The sequence below is a fragment of the Undibacterium sp. TJN25 genome, from assembly GCF_049339885.1.
Lineage (GTDB): Bacteria > Pseudomonadota > Gammaproteobacteria > Burkholderiales > Burkholderiaceae_D > Undibacterium.
In genome coordinates, this window is the sequence record NZ_JBMPPM010000001.1 from 495,181 (window position 1) to 516,169 (window position 20,989).

The window sequence follows — 20,989 nt, forward strand, 5'->3', positions numbered from 1 at the left end:
CCCCTGTACTGCCCACTGGCTTATCCGTACGCCTGATCATTGTGCACTGGCCTCCTGGCGGCGGCGATGGCGATGCTCGCCGCTTGCCGCACCCGAAGCTGCCGTGGCATCTGCATTGGAAGCGGCGGTCGAAGAACCACCTGCAGCCTCCGCGGTTGCCGCAGGTGTCGCAGCAGGGGCAGAAGCGGAAGCAGCATCGGCGCCCGGCTTGCCATGCCTGCCCTTGCCTTTTTCAACGGCACCGGCTGCGCCGCCTTTGCCCGCCGGCCTATCGCCTGGCAGGGTGACTTTTGCGCCGTCTTTCAGGCGGTCCGCACCCTCGGTAATGACTTTTTCACCCAGTTTCAGGCCGGATGTGATTTCAATTTTTTCTACCGTGCCCTGGCCGCGCGTCACCGTGCGCAATTCCACTGTGCGGTCTTCCGTATTCAGCACATACACAAAATCACCCTTGGCGCTATGACGCAGCGCCGTTACAGGCACAACGATTGTGTCCTTGATCGTGCGCAACAGCAGCCTGACATTCACGAACTGGCTAGGGAACAGCTTGAAATTCTCATTCGGGAAACGGGCCTTGGCCTTGACAGTGCCGGTCTGTGTATCCACCTGATTATCCATCGCCAGGAAACGGCCGTCCCCCAGCGGATTGATGCGGCTGCGGTCCAGTGCGGTGACTTGCAGCGGCGCTACCCTGGCGCCGTCCTTGCCGTCCTTGCCGTCCTTGCCGTCCTTGCCGTCCTTGCCTTCTTTGCTGTCTTTACCGTCTTTACCGTCTTTGCCATCTTTTGCAAACTTGCCGCCATCGCCGCCGCGACGTTTTCCGGACGCTTTGTCACCGCTACCCTGATCACGGGAGGTCTGCGCAACCTGAGCTGTCTGCTGATCCGCGCTATCGTTATGCGCACCCATGCTGCGCATCTGCACTTCCGGCACCTGGTCCTGCGGTATCGCAAACTCCACGTCTATCGGAGAAATCTGGGTAATTACCGCCACGCCGTTGGCGTCGCCGCTGCTGACCACGTTGCCGACGTCCACAACACGCAGGCCTACCCTGCCGCTGACCGGTGCAATCACCTTCGTGTAGCCAAGGTTCAGGCGGGCCGTGCCTTCCGCCGCCTTGTCGGTCAGTACCGTGCCTTCCAGCTGCTTGACCAGGGAATCCTGCGTATCCACATCCTGGCGCGCAATGGAGTCCTGCTCCAGCAATGTACGGTAACGCTTCAGTGTCAGCCGGGCATTTTCCAGCTGGGCTTCGTCGCGCTGGCGCTGGCCGGTAGCCTGCATCAGCGACAATTCAAACTGGCGCGGATCGATGACGGCCAGCACCTGGCCCGCCTTGACCATCTGGCCTTCGCGGTACAGCACCTGCTGTAGCACGCCACTGACCTGCGGCGTCACGGTAACGGTCGCGGCCGCGGTGACAGTGCCGAGCGCCTCCAGCACCACTGGGATATCCGCGCGTTCCGCCGTGGCCACGCCTACCGTGGTCGGCGGAGCGCCCCTGCCGCCTGCCCCTCCCGGACCGCCTGCACCCGGACGTCCGGCACCGCCGCCTGTCTGGTCGCGGTGAGTCAGATACCAGGTCAAACCGCCCAGCGCGATCAGCCCGACCAGGGCCAGCACTATCCCTTTATAGGATCGGCCGCGTTTTTTGGCCAAAGGTGCGGAGTCCGCCGGCGAGTTGGTTGCCGGACGTGATACTCCTTGCGCGTTATCATGCGAATCCATCGTTATCCTTGTATGCCGGATCATGCCGGCGAGATTTTGGGCAATAGGGGTCAGATTTTCATGCCAGGAGCCGGCCTGCGGCCCCGGTTTACTCAAGAGCTTTGCAAACAGCGGTCCAGCAAATACTGCTTCCGGGGTCTGGCGGGTCCAAATTTCCGGATCCCGCTGGGGAAGGCTGCTGGCGAATCCTAGCAGACGATGCTATGGCTGCCAATTTTATTATTTATATAAGGACCCGCATAGCTGAAAAAGCAGAAAATTGAGTTCTGGCAAGAATTATGACAGCAAGTGAAGTGTACTGCGTAACAGCTAGTAACGACTAGTAACTCCTGAATAAACGAATGTAAACTTCCCCTTCATATTGTTAAGAAAGCTGTCTGCAGTAACCGAAATCCCCGTTCCGGGCGCCTAAAAAAGTACAGGCGCCCGAAATGGGCACTTCAGTCCACTGTCAGCCCTGTCAGCCCGGCGCGGGCGTTTGAGCGGCCGACATTTCAGCTGCCGGCGTTGCATTCGCCAGTTCATCCGGCGGGGTGGCAGGCGCAGCGGGTATCCTGATGGCGACCTGATGCTCTTCCCTGTCGTTCACCAGTGTGATTTCCGACGTAGGCTGCATCACACCGTCCACGATGACTCCCGCCAGCGCGGCCTCTTCGCCTGACGCGGGATCAACCGCCTCCAGTTGAACTACCACAATCTGGTAGGTCGTATCCTGATAGCGGTAAGCCAGCTTGAACGAAGTCCAGTCGGCAGGCAGGCAGGGATTGATGCTCAGCCTGTCGATCTTCAGCGTCAGCCCCAGCAGCGATTCCACGATCAGCCGGTACATCCAGCCGGAAGAACCGGTATACCAGGTCCAGCCGCCACGGCCTATATGCGGCGCCACCGCATACACATCGGCAGCCACGACATACGGCTCCACCTTGTACAGCACTACGTCTGCTGCCGTCTTCGCATGGTTGACAGGGTTGATCATGTTCAGCAGTTCCCAGGCCCGCTCGTGGTCGCCCAGCTTGGCAAAGGCCATCGCCGTCCATACCGCCGCATGCGTATACTGGCCGCCGTTTTCCCGCACGCCGGGCACGTATCCGCGGATATAACCCGGATTCAGGTCGGACTTGTCGAAAGGCGGATCAAGCAGCTGCACCAGCCCGTGTTCGCGTTTCACCAGCCTCTGGTTGACGGCTTCCATCGCATGCCTGACCCGTTTGTCTTCGCCGGCGCCTGACAGCACAGCCCAGCTTTGCGAGATCGAATCTATCTGGCATTCCGGGTTTTCCGATGATCCCAGCGGCGTGCCGTCATCAAAATACGCACGGCGGTACCAATCTCCATCCCAGGCCTGCTGTTCCAGGTTATGACGCAAAGTCTCGGCTTCGCTGCGGCATTGCTGCGCAAACGCGGCATCCTGGCGCATGTCGGCCACTTCTGCAAACAGCGTCAGCACCTCGTACAGGAAGAAGCCCAGCCACACGCTCTCGCCCTTGCCATGCTCACCGACCTTGTCCATGCCGTCGTTCCAGTCGCAGGAGCCAATTAGCGGCAAGCCGTGAATACCAAAGCGCAGTCCGCGCTGGATGGCGCGCACACAATGCTGGTACAGATCGGCCGTCTCGGACGAACGCAGCGGCAGGTCGTAGTAGGAATCCTCATCCGGGTTGACCTGCCGGCCATCCAGGAAGTGCGCATTCTCCTTGAGTACGCCAATGTCGCCGGTGCTGATGATGTAACGGTGGGTCGCCAGAGGCAGCCACAGGTAATCGTCGGAACAATGCGTACGCACGCCGCGGTCCATCGGCGGATGCCACCAGTGCTGCACGTCGCCATCGACAAACTGGTGGGCGGCGCACAGTAGCAGGTGGTCGCGCATCAGATGCGGCTCCGAATGCACAAGCGCCATGGTGTCCTGCAGCTGGTCGCGGAAACCGAAAGCGCCGCCAGACTGGTAGAAGCCGCTGCGTGCCCACAGGCGACAGGCAATGGTCTGATACATCAGCCAGCCGTTGGCCAGCACGTTCAGCGCCGGATCGGGAGTGCGCACCTGTACCGCGCCCAGCACATGCTTCCAGTGGGTATTGACCTTGTCGAGCGCATCGTGGGCGGCGGCTGCGCCGCGATAACGGTGCACCAGACTGCTGACGTCTTCGCTGCGGCGCCCGGTGACGCCCAGCATGAACACGATCTCGCGCTCCTGCTGCGGCGCCAGTTCAAAAGGCACCTGTAGCGCAGAACAGGGATCCAGCCCCGCTCCTGCTTTTCCAGACAGGCGCACCCGGCTCATTGCAGCCGGATTTTGCAGCGAGTTGTTGCGGCCGATGAATTCGGTACGGTCGCAGGTGAAGCTGCGGGTAGCGGCATCGACATCGAAAAACGCAATGCGGTCGGCAAACTCGGTATTATAGGAATTGCGGGCAAACAAAGCACCAGTGGAGGCGTCTACTTCCGTGACAACATGCATCAAGGATTTAGGCCGCAGGTCGCCCAGCACCCATTCCACATAGCCGGTCGCCGACAATTTACGCGTACCTTCGGAAACATTGCGTATTTTCAGCACCGAATATTTGATCGAGGCATCCAGCGCCACATACATCAGCAGCTCGGAATGGATACCGTTTTCGACGTGCTCGAATACGCTGTAGCCGAAACCGTGGCGGGTGATATAACTGCCCTGCCCTTTGCACGGCAGCGACGTGGGCGACCAGAAGTGGCCGCTTTCCTCATCCCGCAGAAAATAGACCTCGCCGCTAGGGTCCGATACCGGGTCGTTATTCCACGGCGTCAGCCTGAACTCATGCGCATTCTGGCCCCAGGTATAAGACTGCCCGCTTTCGGACACTACGGTACCGAACTGCGGATTGGCCAGCACATTGACCCAGGGCGCAGGCGTTACCTTGTTTTCCGCGTGCACATTGCCCGGCTGAGTGCCGATCACATATTCGCGTCCATCCGGCGTAAAGCCGCCCAAGCCGTTGAACAGGATCAATTCTTTGGTAGCGTCCTGCGCCAGCGCGACGTCAGCGCCTTTATATTCAAGGGTACGGTCATCGCCTTTGCGCTGCGCAACCAGCAGCGGTATCTTGCTTTCAGGCGCATGCCGGCGGTTGACCTGTTCGGCCAGCGAGCCGCCGCTGTCGCTGAGTATCACGCGGGCTACCGACTGCATCAATATCCTGTCCTCGTTCGACATCTGCTCCGAAAAGCGCACGAAGATGCCGCCCGGCCGGTCTATGGATTGCGCCTCCGTACCAGAAGCGATCATTCCCATGATCTGATCCTGCAGTATCTGGCGGTAGCTCGCATGGTCTTCGTTCCAGATCACCAGATCGACGGCCAGGCCTTTCAACCGCCAATAGGCGTGCGCTTGCACCAGCTGGCGCACCAGGTCGATGTTTTCAGCACTCTTGATCTGCACCAGCACGATAGGCAAGTCACCCGAGATCGCATAGCTCCACAGGCCGGACTGGCCGCGGCGGTTCTTCATCAGGATGCTTGCATCCGCGCGCAACAGCGCATTGGCATAGATTACATAATTGGCCAGCCTGCCGAACAATTGCGCATCCGCCTCGCTGGCATTTAGCTGGCGCAGCACAACGTGGCTATGTGTCCAGGCCAGTTCAAAGACGCGGTCCGCCAGATGCCTGTCGCGGTATTTATCCACCAGATGCAAGGCGTCGGCGCGTGTATCGCTGGCGCCGGTCACCATGTCGACAATGATGGTCTGGCCCGGTTCGAGTGCAATCTGGCAGCGGATCGCCGCCACAGGGTCCAGTACCGAGCCCTGGCCGCCGGACAGCGCGGTCACTTCCTGCATCGCCAGCGGCGCGGCGACAGTATTGCCCCTGCCGATAAAGCGTGCGCGGTCCGTTTCAAACGAAACCGGCGCCACTTCGCCATCTGCCAGCCCGTGCACGGACATTACGCTCAGCATCCAGGGCATCTGCTGCCCCAGGGAACGCGGCCGCCTGGTGCACAAAATGGCTTTTTTATCCGGCAGTATTTCAGTCTGTATGAACAGGTTGCTGAACGTTGTATGCGCGGAATCAGCGGTAGGCGGCGCCAGCACCACTTCCGAATAGCTGGTCACATCCACGATCTTGCGCATGCGCGAACGGTTGGTGACGTGGGTGCGGCGCAGTTCTATGTCGTCTTCCGGCGACACCACGATCTCGGTATGCAGTTCTATGCCGCCATCACGCCGGCGGTACTCAGCGCGGCCTTCGGAGAAATTAACTTCATAGCTGTCCGGCTGCTTCAGCGTTGGCTGGTAGGCGGTGGACCAGAAACTGCCATCCGCCAGATCGCGCACGTAGCAGAAACTACCCCAGTGATCGCGAGTGCTGTCTTCGCGCCAGCGAGTGATCGCCAGGTCTTTCCAGCGGCTGTAGCCGCCGCCGGAATTGGTCAGCATCAGGTGGTAACGGCCATTGGACAGCAACTGGATCTCCGGCACCCGGGTATCGCTGCGCGTCATGATGCGTACCGGCATATCAAGTCCATCAGTGGCGGTGCGGATATCGGCCAGTTCAGTGGTGTTGGCATAATAGGCGGTTGCTTTCGGTATTTTTTCTTGCAGCAACAGCATCGTCGCCTGGAACAAGGGATAGGATTCGAAGCGTTTCTGCATGGGCTTGTCCAGCAGCAGGTAAGCCAGCGACAGGAAACCCATACCCTGGTGATGCGACATGAAGGATTTGATCACGACGTGATTCTGGCCGCGCACCATCCTGGAAGGCGTGTGGTCGATCGCTTCATACAGGCCGAAACGCCCTTCGAAGCCCTGAGACGACAAATTCTGCAGATTGGCGCAGGAGTCTTCCGGCGCTACCATCAGCCCCATCATCGATGCATAAGGCGCGACAACCAGATCGTCGCCCAGGCCCCGCTTGAGTCCCAGCCCAGGTACGCCGAACGCGCGGTACTGGTAGTTGAGGCTGGAGTCGAAGGTGTAATACGCCGATTCCGAAATGCCCCAGCACACATTGCGCTGCTTGCCGTATTCGATCTGCCTTTGCACTACCGATTCATAGGTCTGCCCAAGCAGCGTATTGTCGTAATTCGGCATCACCAGCAGCGGCATCAGGTATTCGAACATGGAACCGCTCCACGACACCAGCACCGGTTCGCCGCCTGCCAGCGTCATCTGCCGTCCCATTGCAAACCAGCTTTCCTGTGGCAGCTTGCCTTGGGCAATGGCCACGAAGGTGCACAGCCTGGCTTCGGAAGCCAGCAGATCGTAGTAGCTGTTGTCGCGCCTGTGGTCGGTCAGGTTATAGCCTATCGCCAGCAGATGGGTCGCCTTGTCATACAGGAAGTCATATTCTTTCTGCGCATAGTCGCTGGCCTGCTGCGCCATCCGGCGTGTATCGGCAATGCGTTTCGATGCATTGAGGCTACCTTGCTGCACCAGCCTCAGCAGTGCATTGAAATGCTCCGCTTCTTCAGGCGGGATGGAGTTTTCAGGGGTGTTGTCAATCACCAGTTGCAGGCGGTCCCCCAGCGCCGCCAGGGCGCCCAGCGTTGGTATCGCATTGATGTCGACAATATGGTTGTTCCAGTAGCGGAACGTGGACAGCCGGCACCATGGCGCCAGCGTGATCAGGTCGTCATAGGCATCGCGGCACTGCCGTGCCAACGCACGCGCCCACCAGTTGATCTGTTCGTCCGCCACTGAATCCAGCAAGGCGACAAACTCTGCCGAACGGGCCGCCAGCAGGTCCAACGATTCGCAGGCGGCAGCAAGCGTATCCGGCGCTTGCTGGACATAAGATTCCAGCAGCGCCTGGAACTGGCCGAGCGCTTCCAATAGCGATGGCTGCTCCGCGGCATCCACATAATCCTTCAGCACCTTGCAGGTATCCGACATGCCTGAAAACAGCCGTGGATTCACAATGGGTGCGTCCGCCAGCTGCAGCAAACCGGGGCTCAGCACCAGCAGATGCCCCGCCAGGTTGCCGCTGTCGACAGTGGAAATATAGACAGGATGCAGGGGCTGCAAGGTTTCAGTGTTGTACCAGTTATAGAAGTGCCCCTGATAGCGTTCCAGCTTGCCCATCGTCAGCAAGGTATTTTCGGTACGCTCCAGCAATTGGCCGGCGCTGATGAAACCGAAGTCGTAAGCGGTCAGGTTGGCCAGCAGCGCCAGGCCTATATTCGTCGGCGAGGTCCGCCTTGCCAGCGCATATACCGGCTGCTCCTGCATATTATCGGGAGGAAGCCAGTTATCTTCCGCACCGACATAAGTTTCAAAAAAGGACCAGGTCTTGCGCGCCAGCTTGCGCAGAAAAACAGTCTGCTCCGGCTGCAACTGGGTTTCTGTCTTGCTGGCGGGTATGCTGATCCACCAGGAGACCGCCGGCGACACCAGCCACAAAAACAGCAACGGGATTGCCTCAAAGAGCGCAGACGGATTCAGGTAGAGCATGCCCGCACCTGCAGCCAGCGCGAACACAGGCCCAATCCACATTGTGCGGAAGGACGCCGCCAGGCCGTTATTGTTGCTGCGGCTGACTTCACTGTGAGGACTCCATTCCAGCATTTTCTTACGCGTCACCAGCATGCGCCATACCGTGCGGCTGATCGCATCCAGCGTGAACCATGCTTCATACGGAAGGAAAATGATATTCAGCAGCGCCTGTGAAAAATGGCGGCCGCTGGAACGCAGGAAAGCCGTCAGATGCTGGCTCAGCAGCACGTCCTTGGATTTGTTCAGCAGATCCATCACCGAGCTGATGATGGAAGGAATCAGCAGTACACCGAGCACCGCGCGGGTCCAGAACCACGGCGTCGGCAGCACACTCCAGCCGATAATCAGCAATAGCATCAGGCTTTCAGGCACCATACTGCGCCGCAGGTTATCGAACAATTTCCAGCGGGACAGCGCCGACAGCGGATTTTTCTGGCTGCGCGCGCCGGCCAGCGTGCCGCTGGAAGCGCGCGGCAGGGGTACCTTGGGCAACAGCCAGGAAAATATCTGCCAATCGCCGCGTATCCAGCGATGCCGGCGCTTCACATCCACGCTGTAGCGTGAAGGATAGTCTTCATGCAGCTGCACATCGGACAGCAGGCCTGAGCGTATATAGCAGCCTTCCAGCAGATCGTGGCTGAGGATCTGGTTTTCCGGGAAACGGTTATACATGGCCCGCTCAAACAGGTCTACATCATAGATGCCCTTGCCGATGAACGAGCCTTCCTGGAACATGTCCTGGTACACGTCGGATACCGTGCGGGTATAGGGATCGATCCCCGATTCGCCGCTGCACAGCCGCTCATAGCGGGAAGCATGTGCACGCGGCAGGTTAATCGCCACGCGAGGCTGCAATATGCCGTAGCCTTCGGTAACCCTTTGTTTTACCTCGTCATAGCTACCCTGGTTCAGCGGATGCGCCATGGTAGCCACGAACTGCCTGGCCGTATCCCGGGCGAGCTGGGTATCGGTATCCAGCGTGATCACGTATTTGACGTTGACCAGCTCCGCAGTCTGGCCGACGATCATCGAGAACGGGTTCAGCGCCGCGCCGCGCAAGAAGGCGTTCAGATCGGCCAGCTTGCCGCGCTTGCGCTCGTATCCCATCCACGCATGCTCGCGCGCATTCCAACGGCGCGGCCTGTGGAATGCCAGAAATTTACTAACACGGCAATCCTCCGCCTCGTGTCCGCCATCCGCATATTTCTGGTTCAGTTCGATGATGTTTTTTTGCAGCCGGTCCAGCAAAACTTCATCCTGCGGCGTGGTTTCCGTGGCGGCATCGTTGAAGTCGGTCAGCAGGCAAAAGTGCAGATGCTCATCCGCATTGGCGAGATAGCGCACCTCCAGGTCGTCGCACAGGCTATCTACGCCCTCCTCGCTGGATATCATCGTCGGCACCACCACCATGGTCCGGTATGCGGCAGGTATACCTTTGGAAAAATCCATGCGCGGCAGCAAATGCGGCGTTGCCAGCAAAGTGGCGGCCCAGTTGATCACCGCCACCGCAAGCTGGCTGGTGGCAATCACGGACGCCAGTATCACCAGCGCCAGCAGCCAGTCCTGCACACCGTCGTCATAAGCCCTGGCCGCCAGGCTATAGCTGAATATCGCGGTCAATGCGAAGACGGGGCCGAGATATAGCAAGAGCGGAGCACGCTTGGTGGAAATCCTGATCCGGTCCAGCAAAGGCATGCGCAAGCCTATCGACTGTTCAAGTTCCGGCAAACCATGTCCCACCAGGTAATAGCCGACGTGCGCCTTGCGGTCATGCAGTCCATGCCGGTTCGCGGACTGGCTGGCCAGCTGGATCGCTTTTTCGGCGATTTCCACTTCCGAAAGCAAGCTGTATTTGGCCAGCCGCTCCACCACGTGGCGATACCGGTCACGCGTTGCAAAATCCATTCTGTTATATACGTCGGCACTGTCGTTCCACAGCGCGTTTTCCACCGCGCTCATGGTCTCGACAAATTCGCGCCAGTCCATGCTGCCGAGAAAACGCAGGCTGCCTATGCTGTTGCTGATGGAAACCTGGTCGGCGGCCTGTTGCTGGGCTTCCAGCTGGATCAACTGCTCTACCGTCATGCCGGATTCGGACAGATGCTGCGCGATCCAGGTCAGCGGCAGGCTTAAGCCCGGGGTCTGTCCTTGCAGCCTGCGCACGATCTCCGCCACGAAGGAACCAACCATCGGCGGCTCGGAGCGCGCCATGTCGGCAACCAGCAGGATCAGCCGGCTAGGCTCCTTGTCCGCCGTATCGATCATCTGGTCGGCCCAGGAATTGGCCAGGTCGCGGTTATACCTGTCAATAGCCACCCGCACCGCGACCCGGCGCAGATTTTCTATCAGCGCCAGCCGCAGCATGATGGGAATCGCCCACAACTCGCCCAGCTTCAGCGCAGTAACCTGCTGGTAGGCTGCCACGAAGCGGCTCAGGCTTTCCGGATCTACGCGGCCATCGCCGTGAGAGATGGTTTCCAGCGCGATGTCGTATACCCTGGGTAATCCGGCCGATGCGCCTTTTTGCAGGCGCGGCAACTCCTTGCTATAGCCTTTGGGCAAATGCTTTTTGGCAGTGCGGATCTGTTCTTCGATCAGATAAAAATTGTCGAGCAACCATTCTGCTGCCGGGGTAATCTGCCTGTCATCCTTGACGGCAGCCGCCAGCAGATTACAGGTCTCGGTGATGATGATGTCGTTTTCAGCGAGCCGCGTCAGCAACTGGTCGCGTGTGCGCCCGGTGCTGAGCTGGTGCGAACCGGCCAGCGATTTGCCGTGCTGCTCCATCTGTATCGCACCGAAGAGTTCCGCGCGCAAAGGCAACTCTTCCTCGGCGTTTAACCGGGGCGATCCGTTCACGTGATTCGCGTTCATCGCGCCCAGAATGGCGTCAATACTCTGTCCAATTTTTTTGCTTGGCGTTTTCAAAGAAAACTTCTCTTTCTTCCCGAGCTAGCGCGCAGCAAGATTCCTGAGCAGCGGCCAGGCAGAAAATCCGTAAATTTTCAGCAGCCGGGATAGATATTAGGGTTGATGAGGGGCATGAATAGCAACATGCTTTCGTTTTCATGCTAACCAAGTTGCTGACAAATTAACGTGCGTTACCGAACACTCGCTATAGCGGGGAGTTCGGCTGAAGAAATATTTGGCAGAAGAGTTTGAATTGACCCGCAATCAGGGGCAGTGCTTGCTCAGCAGATAATCGGCTTGGACCGTAAAACTATCTCGACATCTTATTTCCAGGCAACCTGGCAAAAAACAGATATTCAAGGCCTTCAAACAAAGCCTGGGTCAGTAAGGCAAGTGCTGCAGACGGAATGGCGCCCGCCAGCAGCATGTTATAGTCATTCAGCGCCAAGCCTACAGCAATTCTCTCGCCATAGCCACCAGCGCCTATAAATGCGGCTATCGTCGCGGTTCCTACGCTAATGACCGCTGCGGTGCGGATGCCGGCCAGTATGACCGGTAGCGCCAGCGGCAATTCTATCTGCAATATCCTGTCCCTCGTTTCCATGCCCAGCGCGGTAGCCGCCATGCGCAAGCCCTGCGGCACTTGCTCCATGCCTATGCAGGCATTCGATACGATAGGCAGCAAGGCATACAGGAACAGCGCCACCAGCGCCGGCACGGTACCTATGCGGCCCAGCACCGGAATCAGTATTGCCAGCAAGGCCAATGAGGGAATAGTTTGCGTGATGCTGACGAAGGCCATGACCGGATAGCGCAAGTGCCGGAAATAGGCGGCAGCCACGCCCAGCGGAATGCCGGCCAGTATCGCCAGTATGACGGAGCTTGCTACCAGCAGAATATGCTGCCGGGTAAGCCGCCCCAGGTCCTTGCCGAACAAGATGTCCCAGAAATTCTTGCGCGCAGGCTCCGTTGCCACGCTGCTGCCCTGCTGCTTCAGGTAATCGTGAGCAACCTCGCTGAAACCCTTGCCGTCCAGTTCTGCCGCGGCATTCATCGCAATCATGCTGTTTTCGTTGATGCGCCCCTGCAAACCCTGTAGAGCGCGCCAAGCAGCGGGGAAACGCTGCACAGCGTCAAGCCGGTACAGGACCACGGCATCATAGCGCGGGAAATATCCTGCATTATCGTCCAGCACCTGCAAACCCAGCTGTTTGATTTTGGCATCGGTAGAGTAGATGTCGATTACATCGATCTGCGATTTTCGCAGCGCCTCGTAGGCAATGCCGTGGTCCAGCCCTTGCGCCTGCTGCGGCAGGCTGTAACGCTGAGCAAGTCCTGGCCAGCCGTCCGCGCGCCCCAGAAATTCATGAGACAGGCCGAATTTCAGTTCGCGGTGTACCGGCAGATCCGCAATGCGCCGCACGCCCAGCCGCTTGCTGTCCGCGTCTCGCATGGCCAGCGCATAGGTATTGTTGAAGCCGAACTTTATCGCCACGCCCAAGCCCATTGCCGCCAGCTCGCGCTGCGTCGTTTCCAGCGTGGCGGGCCTCGTATGCTTCAATATCTCCTGCTCTATCGTTCCCATGTATTCAGGGTACAGGTCGATCGCGCCGGCCTTCAGCGCCTCAAACACGATGGCGGTATTGCCCAGTCCCTGGCGATGTTCGACCGGCGCATGCGGCGCCGCGACCTGGGTCAATATCTCGCCGAGGATATAGGATTCAGTAAAACGCTTGGAGCCCACATGCAGCGTCTCGTCCGCCATCACATGCCGGGCCGGGGTAAGAATGCCGAACGCAAACAGCAGCGAGGTAAAAACAGACAGGCGGCGAAGTGTAAGCAAAACGATCCTTTTTATGGCGGCATGGCAGGCCGGTTATTTTTGTGAGCGCGATTCTTCTGCAAATCTGGCCGGCGTGGTCCCCAGCATCTTGCGGAACAGGCTGATGAAGCTGCTGACGCTATCGTAACCCAGGTTGATCGATACGGTGGTAACCGGCAAGCCCTCAGCCAGCATCTGCAGTCCCAGGCTCAGCCTGGCTACCTGACGCCATTCGATGATGGACATGCCGGTCTCTCTGCGGAAATGGCGGGTGATACTGCGCCGCGACAGGCCTATCCTATCCGCCCATTCGTCCAACGGTGTCTCGTCGGCGGGATCATCGGCAATGGCGGCAGCCATTTTCAATAGCCGCGGTTCGCGCGGCATCGTCAGGCTGAGCGGTTCCGCCGGCGCGGAACGCAGTTCGTCGATGAATACCGCAAGCATGCGCCGCTGCGCCTGGTCCAGCGTAGTCATCGCCGGCCACTGCTGCAGGCGCTTCAGCAGCTCGCGCATCAGATCCGTCACCCGCAGCACTAGGGGCGAAGCCGGCAAGGCGCTGCATAGCCCGGGTTCCAGGTAGATCGTCAATCCGCCCATCATCGGATTGGAATGCGCTCCATAGATACTGGCGCCATGCGCAATCCCCGGCGGTATCCAGCCCATGCGGCCGGGCGGCATGATCCAGCGGGTACCGGCGGCGTCCACCACAATCAGGCCCTGGATGGCGACATAAATCTGCCCTTCAGGATGCGAATGGACCAACTTGCCGGCTCCGAGAGCGGCCCTCTGCTCCAGAACCAGCAAAGGTATGTCTCCATCCAGCCTGCGTTCCAGCGGTATGTTTTTTGACGGCCCACTCAAGGTTGCAGTCAACGGCTCATTCAACAGTTCAGTCATTGGCCCGATCGCACTATTCATTGTCTTTTGACAGTTAGCAGGACATTTGTACCGATGTCAAGCTGAAGCCTTCTCAATACACTCAAGGAACCGCCATGCTTACGATAGATATCGATTTCGTCATTCACCAGTTGAATCAGATTGCCGCGCAACTGAAAGAAACCTTTGCCCAGATAGAGCCCGCCATTTCGCTGGACCAGATGTTCCAGGTGTTCAAAAAGATCGACGGCCAGGCAGCGGCCACACTGCAGGCTGCACTGGCAAAAGCCTATCCGCACATAGGCTGGCTGGATGGCGAACTGGAAAACGCCGATGCCTGGGCGCAAATCAGCCAGGACGATTACTGGATCTGCGATGCGCTGGATGGTGCAATCCAATACGTAAGGGGCATTCCCAGCTGGTGCACCACGCTGACGCTGCTGAGCAAGGGCCGGCCTGTATTTGCCGTCATTATCGATGCAATGAACGGGGAAATTTTTCACGCAACCGAAGGCGGGGGCGCCTTCCTCAATGCCAAGCCCATTCGCGTAAATCAGCGCCTCAGCCATTACGAAGGCATGGTGGCCACCAGCCAGCCGCCATTCATCAGCCGCATGCCGGCTGAAATACTGCAGGCGGCAAACTCGCTGGCCAGGGTATTGCCCGAAGTAATGGCGGTGCGTAATCTGGGGCCAACATCGCTGCAACTGGCCTACGTTGCCTGTGGACGGCTGGATGCTTTCTGGGAGTTCGGTGAAGACGGTTTCAATTGTGCAGGCGCGGCGCTGCTGGTGCGCGAGGCCGGCGGCACTGCCAGCGACGCCGGCGGGCAGCCTTATTCCCCGCAATCGGCAAGCCTGCTGGCAGCAACGCCAGGGGCGCATGCATCAATGCTGGCGACGCTGGCGGGAATATAATTTTCCGCAACTTCCCCACAAAAACTGAATTTTCATTAAAGAAATCTCAATACTTTGATGCGAACAACGGTATTAATAATATTTACTCAATTTTATTCGGTTATGTAACAAAGCGAGCCAAAGAGCAACACAATTTGGAGGTTTTTGCCTCACAATAATGCGATAAATATAAGAAAGCTGTGACACACTGAAGGCGGGCTTTACAGCCGCTTTCGGGGACAGCCAAGCCGGAAAACTCCCCCTTATTGCGTATTATTTATTGTTGCTCATTGGAGATTCACGCATGAAAAATGGTCGATGGATAGTGAAAGCCGGATTGCTTGCCTTGCTGGGCGCCAGCGCCGGCATGGCCATGGCAGCCAAGACTCTGGTGTTCTGCTCGGAAGGCAGCCCCGAAGGTTTCAATCCCCAGTTTTTCACCACCGGTACCACCGCAGATGCCGGCTCGGTCCCCATGTATAACCGTTTGGTGGAAATGGAAACCGGCACGACCAAGGTCACTCCTGCGCTCGCCGAATCCTGGGACATCTCCCCTGACGGCCTGGTCTACACCTTCAAGCTGCGCAAAGGCGTCAAATTCCATAGCAACGCCCGCTTCAAACCCAGCCGCGACCTGAATGCTGACGACGTGATCTACAGCTATAACCGCATGGCGGACCCCAACCATCCTTTCCACAAGACCAGTCCCAACCAGACTTTTGCCTATTTTGAAGACACCGGCATGGCTGGCATAGTCGACAAGATAGAAAAGGTCGATGACATGACGGTGCGTTTCAAGCTGAAGCATCCCGAAGCGCCGTTCATTGCGACGCTGACCATGGATTTCATGTCCATCCAGTCCGCCGAGTATGCGGAGAAGATGAAAGCCGCCGGCACCGTGGATGTGATCGACCGTGAAGTCATCGGCACAGGCGCCTTCCAGTTCGTGTCTTACCAGAAGGATGCCATCATCCGCTATAAGGCTTTCGACCAGTACTGGGACGGACGCCCCAAGATCGACAACCTGATCTATTCAATCACGCCCGACGCATCGGTGCGCTTTGCCAAGCTGAAGGCCGGTGAATGTCACGTCATGGCGTTGCCGAAACCGGCCGACGTGGCAATGATGCGGAATGACCCCAACATCAAATTGCTGGAGCAGCCGGGCCTGAACATCGGCTACGTATCGTTCAATGTGGAGAAAAAGCCCTTCGACAGCAAGCAGGTAAGGCAGGCGCTGAACATGGCGGTGGACAAGGCATCGATTTTGAAATCGGTGTTCCAGGGCTCGGGCCAGGCCGCAAAAAACATTATCCCGCCTACTCTGTGGTCGTACAACGACAAGATCAAGGACTATGCGTATGACCCGGCCAAGGCCAAGGAATTGCTGGTAAAGGCAGGCTACCCGAACGGCTTCGACATCGACCTGTGGTACCTGCCGGTCAGCCGCCCTTACAACCCGGACGGCAAGCGCATGGCCGAGCTCATACAGGCAGACTGGGCCAAGGTCGGCGTGCGGGCCAAACTGGTGACCTTTGAATGGACTGAATATAAAAAACGCAGCAAGACAGGCGAGCAAAGCGCGTTCATGTTTGGCTGGTCCGGTGACAACGGCGATCCGGACAACTTCTTTGCTGCACTGCTGGGCTGCGAAGCCGTCAAGGGCGGCGGCAATACCGCGCGCTGGTGCAATAAGGAGTATGAAGAGCTGATCCAGAAAGCCAAAGTAGTGTCGAAACAGGAAGACCGCGCCAAGCTGTATGAAAAGGCACAGGAAATCCTGCATGAAGAAGCGCCATGGATAGACATTGCACACTCCATCCGCGTGACGCCGGTGCGCAAGGAAGTCATCGGCTTCAAGATGGATTCCACTGCCCACCATTACTTCAAGAAAGTAGATCTGGCAAAGTAATTGCTTAGCGTATGTGTGCGGCCCAAATAACTGCGTCAGCCGGATGATGCAGTTTGCGCAGCACGCATTTTTTCATCTTCTTTTTTTAACAGTACGATCAGCATCAAACAGTCAGCCCGCGCCAGCCTTCACAAGGGCGCGGGCAGCTGTGAATCTGTCGCACCGGGGTATCCGATGTTTGGTTTTGTCTTGCGCCGCCTGGGCATGGTCGTTCCGACCTTCCTGGGCATTACAGTCTTGGTCTTTTCCCTGATCCACCTGATCCCCGGCAACGTGGTGGAAGCAATGTCCGGCGAACGCGGCATGGAGCCGGAGCGTTATGCCAGGCTGATGCACCAGTTTGGGCTGGACCGCCCTTTATATGTCCAGTATTTCGATTATCTGGGCAAGCTCGCAAGTGGCGATCTGGGGCACTCCATCGTCACCCAGGAATCGGTCAGCAAGGAATTTTTCACGCTATTCCCCGCCACACTGGAACTGTCGCTATGTGCGATCCTGCTGGCTATCCTGATCGGCGTGCCCGCCGGCATCCTGGCTGCCATCAGACGCAATACCTTTCTCGATTATTCAGTGATGGGCGTATCGCTGACCGGCTACTCCATGCCTATCTTCTGGTGGGCGCTGCTGCTGATCCTGCTGTTTTCCGTCACGCTGGGATGGACGCCGGTGTCGGGCCGCATTGACATCCTGTTTGACCTGCCGCCAGTGACCGGGCTGATGCTGGTGGACAGCCTGCTGTCCGGCGAACCCGGCGCATTCAAGTCCGCCGTCATGCACCTGATTTTACCGACCGTGGCGCTCGCCACCATTCCGCTGGCAGTTATCGCTCGCATGACCCGCTCCGCCATGCTGGAGGTGCTGCGAGAAGACTATGTGCGCACCGCGCGCGCCAAGGGCATGTCGTGGATGCGCGTGATCTGGGTGCATGCATTGCGCAACGCGCTGATACCGGTAGTCACCGTCATCGGCCTGCAGGTCGGCACGCTGCTGGCCGGCGCCATCCTGACTGAAACCATCTTTTCCTGGCCGGGCATAGGCAAGTGGCTGATAGAAGCGATCAACCGGCGCGACTATCCCACCGTACAGGGTGGCATCCTGTTGATTGCCACCATCGTCATCAGCGTCAATTTGCTGGTGGACCTGCTGTACGGCGTCATCAATCCCCGCATTCGTCACTGATCCATGAACGAGACTTCTATCGCAACTGAACATACGGTATCCGGCACGGCGCCTGAAGCCGCTGTGCCGCCGCACGGCCTGATTGAATTCTGGGGATATTTCCGCCAGAACCGAGGCGCTGTCATCGGCCTGGCAGTCGTGCTGGTGCTGATATTCTGTGCATTGTTTGCCGACATGGTTGCCCCGCATTCAGCCATAGAGCAGTTCCGGGAGAATACCTTGACGCCGCCGGCGTGGCAGGCAGGCGGCAGCAGCCGGTTCCTGCTGGGCACCGATCCTGTAGGGCGCGACATACTGTCCCGTCTGATCCATGGTTCGCGCCTGTCGCTGGTCATCGGCATCGTATCGGTCGTGCTGTCAATGACAGCCGGCGTCTGCCTCGGCCTGGTCGCAGGTTTTGCCCGCAGCTGGAGCAACCCTGCACTGCGGGCTGTGGAAACCGTGATCATGCGCCTAATGGACATATTGCAATCGCTGCCCAGCCTGCTGCTGGCGATTGCGGTGGTGGCCATACTCGGGCCCGGACTCATCAATGCGATGTATGCGATTGCCATCGTGCTGATGCCCTCCTACGCGCGACTGACCCGCGCTGCCGTCAACGGCGAGCTGAACAAGGACTACGTGAATGCTTCCCGTATCGCCGGCGCGGGTACACTACGGCTGATGTTCAACTGCGTACTGCCTAACTGTACCGCACCGCTGATTGTACAGGCCACGCTTGGCATATCGACCGCAATACTGGACGCCGCCGCACTGGGTTTCCTGGGTCTGGGAGCACAGCCGCCGACGCCGGAATGGGGATCGATGCTGGCCAGCGCCACCGAATTCATCCAGAGCGCGTGGTGGGTAGTGACCTTCCCTGGCCTGGCGATTGTCGTTTCCGTGCTGGCGTTCAACCTGATGGGCGACGGTTTGCGCGATGCGCTCGACCCCAAGCTGAAAAGGTAGGCTCCGATGAACAAGGATCTTCCAGTAAGGGATGACGCCAGCACGCTGCTGGATATACAGGACTTGCAAGTCCGTTTCGGCTCCGACAAATCTCCGTTTATCGCCGTGGACGGCCTCGACCTGACGATACGGCAGGGCGAAGTGGTAGGCATCGTCGGTGAATCGGGTTCCGGTAAAAGCGTCACTTCGCTGGCGCTGATGGGCCTGATCGACTATCCGGGCCGGGTCAGCGCCGTTCGCATGGCCTTTGACGGCCGCGACCTGCTGGCGATGAAAGACAGGGAGCGCCGCAGCCTGCTGGGCAAGGATATCGCGATGATATTCCAGGACCCGATGACCAGTCTCAATCCCTGCTACACCGTGGCCTTTCAGTTGATGGAAACCTTGCGGCTGCACCAGGGCGGCTCCCGCAAGACCTTGCGGGCACAGGCGCTGGCGCTGCTGAAGCAGGTGGATATTCCCGACGCTGAGCGCCGCCTGGACGCCTATCCGCACCAGCTGTCCGGCGGTATGAGCCAGCGTGTGATGGTGGCGATGGCCGTCGCCTGCAATCCGCGGCTGCTGATCGCCGATGAGCCGACCACCGCGCTGGACGTGACGGTGCAGGCGCAGATGCTGGACCTGCTGCTACAGTTGCAGCGCGAGCGCGGCATGGCGCTGATGCTGATTACGCACGACCTGAGTGTCGTCGCGCAAACTGCGCAAAGGGTGGTAGTCATGTACGCCGGCCAGGTGATGGAAACCGGGCCGGTGCCGGATATTTTCGATGCACCGCGACATCCGTACACGCAGGCGCTACTGGCTGCACTACCCGAGCACAACCTGGGCCGCGCGCGGCTGCAGACCATACCGGGAGTGGTGCCCGGCCTGCACGACAGGCCGGCAGGCTGTCTGCTGAGCCCGCGCTGCCGCTACGCATTGGACAAGTGCCGCGAAGTCCGGCCGGCGCTCAGCGGCCCCGCAGACTCGCAAGTGCGCTGTCATTTTCCGCTAGACCAGCAAGGCAAGCCCGGCAATGGCTGGCAGCCTGTCACATTTTCACAGGCACCGGCATGACGCAGAACACGACAATACCCTCCCCCATCTTGCTCGAGGCCAGGAATCTCGCCAAGCATTACCCGGTATCCCAGGGCTGGTTCAAACCCAGGGCTATGGCGCGTGCGCTGGACGGTGTTTCCTTTACGCTGACTCCGGGGAAAACCCTGGCCGTGGTCGGTGAATCCGGCTGCGGAAAATCAACGCTGGCGCGCCAGGTCACGATGATAGAAACGCCGACCTCGGGCGAACTGTGGATGGACGGCATCAATATTGCCGACGCCAGCCGCGCGACGCTCAAGCAAGTCCGTCCTCTGGTGCAAATGGTGTTCCAAAACCCCTACGCCAGCCTGAACCCGCGCAAGAAGGTCAGCGCGATGCTGGAAGAACCGCTGGCCATCCACACTGAACTCAACAAGGCGGAAAGGTCCGAGCAGGCGAAGGCGATGATGGCCAGGGTCGGTTTGCGGCCGGAACATTACAGCCGCTTTCCGCACATGTTTTCCGGCGGCCAGCGCCAGCGCATTGCCATTGCGCGCGCGCTGATGCTGGATCCGAAAGTGATCGTCGCCGATGAACCGGTATCGGCGCTGGACGTGTCCATCCAGGCGCAGGTGCTGAACCTGCTGATGGATTTACAGGAAAGCAGCGGCGTTGCCTATCTGTTTATTTCGCACAATTTGTCGGTGGTCGAACATATTGCCGACGAGGTATTGGTGATGTACCTGGGAAAATGCGTGGAACAGGCGCCGAAGAAGGATATTTTCAGCCGGCCGCTACATCCCTACACCCGGGCATTACTGGCCAGTACACCCCGCATAGATCCTGCTCAGCGCCAACAAAAAATGATGCTGCCCGGCGAACTTCCATCACCGCTGGCACCACCGCCCGGCTGCGCCTTTAACAACCGTTGTCCGCACGCCAACGAGCATTGTCGCCTGCAGATACCGCCTTTACGTCCGTTTGAAGGCCGGCTCTTGGCCTGTCACAGGGTAGAAGAAATAAGCTGAAGCATAAGGCGAATGCAAGTCTTGCGATCCATTGCGAGAAAACCCGGCATTTGCGCAAAAAATAGCCTAGCCGCGCAGAACTATTTTGCACGGCGCGAGTCTATCGTGGACGGCCTGGAAACATCGATTTCAGGCCAGTTCTTAAAACAAAATTTCCAACTTTAGGGAGAATATTAGTGAATTCCAAGGTTTTAGGCGCTATCGCGC

10 protein-coding genes are annotated in these 20,989 nt (G+C 58.6%); 6 read left to right on the forward strand and 4 right to left on the reverse strand.

Annotated features, from left to right (window positions below; translation table 11 throughout):
- Nucleotides 1–36 precede the first annotated feature (36 nt).
- The 4 genes from ACO0LO_RS02280 to ACO0LO_RS02295 all read right to left on the reverse strand — a co-directional run bounded on the left by ACO0LO_RS02280 (nt 37) and on the right by ACO0LO_RS02295 (nt 13,823).
- On the reverse strand, nt 37–1,728 hold the full coding sequence (locus ACO0LO_RS02280; protein WP_422962567.1) for an efflux RND transporter periplasmic adaptor subunit: 1,692 nt from the start codon (nt 1,726–1,728) through the stop codon (nt 37–39).
- A gap of 460 nt (nt 1,729–2,188) precedes the next feature.
- Complete coding sequence (locus ACO0LO_RS02285) at nt 2,189–11,050, reverse strand: GH36-type glycosyl hydrolase domain-containing protein (protein WP_422962568.1); 8,862 nt, start codon at nt 11,048–11,050, stop codon at nt 2,189–2,191.
- A gap of 361 nt (nt 11,051–11,411) precedes the next feature.
- The gene (locus tag ACO0LO_RS02290) at nt 11,412–12,866 is read right to left on the reverse strand and encodes a glycine betaine ABC transporter substrate-binding protein (protein WP_422962815.1); all 1,455 of its coding nucleotides are present in this window, start codon (nt 12,864–12,866) and stop codon (nt 11,412–11,414) included.
- Between the two features lie 111 nt (nt 12,867–12,977).
- Nucleotides 12,978–13,823: an AraC family transcriptional regulator gene (locus ACO0LO_RS02295; RefSeq protein WP_422962569.1), complete on the reverse strand. Its 846-nt coding sequence runs from the start codon at nt 13,821–13,823 to the stop codon at nt 12,978–12,980.
- Between the two features lie 95 nt (nt 13,824–13,918).
- Here ACO0LO_RS02295 and ACO0LO_RS02300 point away from each other — a divergent pair, with 95 nt between their 5' ends.
- The 6 genes from ACO0LO_RS02300 to ACO0LO_RS02325 all read left to right on the forward strand — a co-directional run bounded on the left by ACO0LO_RS02300 (nt 13,919) and on the right by ACO0LO_RS02325 (nt 20,782).
- Nucleotides 13,919–14,719, forward strand: a complete 801-nt coding sequence (locus ACO0LO_RS02300; RefSeq protein WP_422962570.1) for an inositol monophosphatase family protein — start codon at nt 13,919–13,921, stop codon at nt 14,717–14,719.
- A 283-nt stretch (nt 14,720–15,002) separates the two neighbouring features.
- On the forward strand, nt 15,003–16,610 hold the full coding sequence (locus tag ACO0LO_RS02305; protein WP_422962571.1) for an ABC transporter substrate-binding protein: 1,608 nt from the start codon (nt 15,003–15,005) through the stop codon (nt 16,608–16,610).
- A gap of 174 nt (nt 16,611–16,784) precedes the next feature.
- On the forward strand, nt 16,785–17,789 hold the full coding sequence (locus tag ACO0LO_RS02310) for an ABC transporter permease subunit (RefSeq protein WP_422962572.1): 1,005 nt from the start codon (nt 16,785–16,787) through the stop codon (nt 17,787–17,789).
- A 3-nt stretch (nt 17,790–17,792) separates the two neighbouring features.
- The gene (locus tag ACO0LO_RS02315) at nt 17,793–18,737 is read left to right on the forward strand and encodes an ABC transporter permease subunit (RefSeq protein ID WP_422962573.1); all 945 of its coding nucleotides are present in this window, start codon (nt 17,793–17,795) and stop codon (nt 18,735–18,737) included.
- A gap of 6 nt (nt 18,738–18,743) precedes the next feature.
- On the forward strand, nt 18,744–19,793 hold the full coding sequence (locus ACO0LO_RS02320; RefSeq protein ID WP_422962574.1) for an oligopeptide/dipeptide ABC transporter ATP-binding protein: 1,050 nt from the start codon (nt 18,744–18,746) through the stop codon (nt 19,791–19,793).
- Entirely contained in the window at nt 19,790–20,782 is a 993-nt protein-coding gene (locus ACO0LO_RS02325) for a peptide ABC transporter ATP-binding protein (protein WP_422962575.1), read from the forward strand. Before ACO0LO_RS02320 ends, ACO0LO_RS02325 begins: the two co-directional genes overlap by 4 nt.
- Nucleotides 20,783–20,989: the final 207 nt, after the last annotated feature.

Bases quoted from the DNA above. Each gene is read 5' to 3' on its own strand.
- ACO0LO_RS02280 (WP_422962567.1), bottom strand. From the start codon at position 1,728: ATGGATTCGCATGATAACGCGCAAGGAGTATCACGTCCGGCAACCAAC.
- ACO0LO_RS02290 (WP_422962815.1), bottom strand. From the start codon at position 12,866: ATGGCGGACGAGACGCTGCATGTGGGCTCCAAGCGTTTTACTGAATCC.
- ACO0LO_RS02295 (WP_422962569.1), bottom strand. From the start codon at position 13,823: ATGACTGAACTGTTGAATGAGCCGTTGACTGCAACCTTGAGTGGGCCG.
- ACO0LO_RS02300 (WP_422962570.1), top strand. From the start codon at position 13,919: ATGCTTACGATAGATATCGATTTCGTCATTCACCAGTTGAATCAGATT.
- ACO0LO_RS02305 (WP_422962571.1), top strand. From the start codon at position 15,003: ATGAAAAATGGTCGATGGATAGTGAAAGCCGGATTGCTTGCCTTGCTG.
- ACO0LO_RS02310 (WP_422962572.1), top strand. From the start codon at position 16,785: ATGTTTGGTTTTGTCTTGCGCCGCCTGGGCATGGTCGTTCCGACCTTC.
- ACO0LO_RS02315 (WP_422962573.1), top strand. From the start codon at position 17,793: ATGAACGAGACTTCTATCGCAACTGAACATACGGTATCCGGCACGGCG.
- ACO0LO_RS02320 (WP_422962574.1), top strand. From the start codon at position 18,744: ATGAACAAGGATCTTCCAGTAAGGGATGACGCCAGCACGCTGCTGGAT.
- ACO0LO_RS02325 (WP_422962575.1), top strand. From the start codon at position 19,790: ATGACGCAGAACACGACAATACCCTCCCCCATCTTGCTCGAGGCCAGG.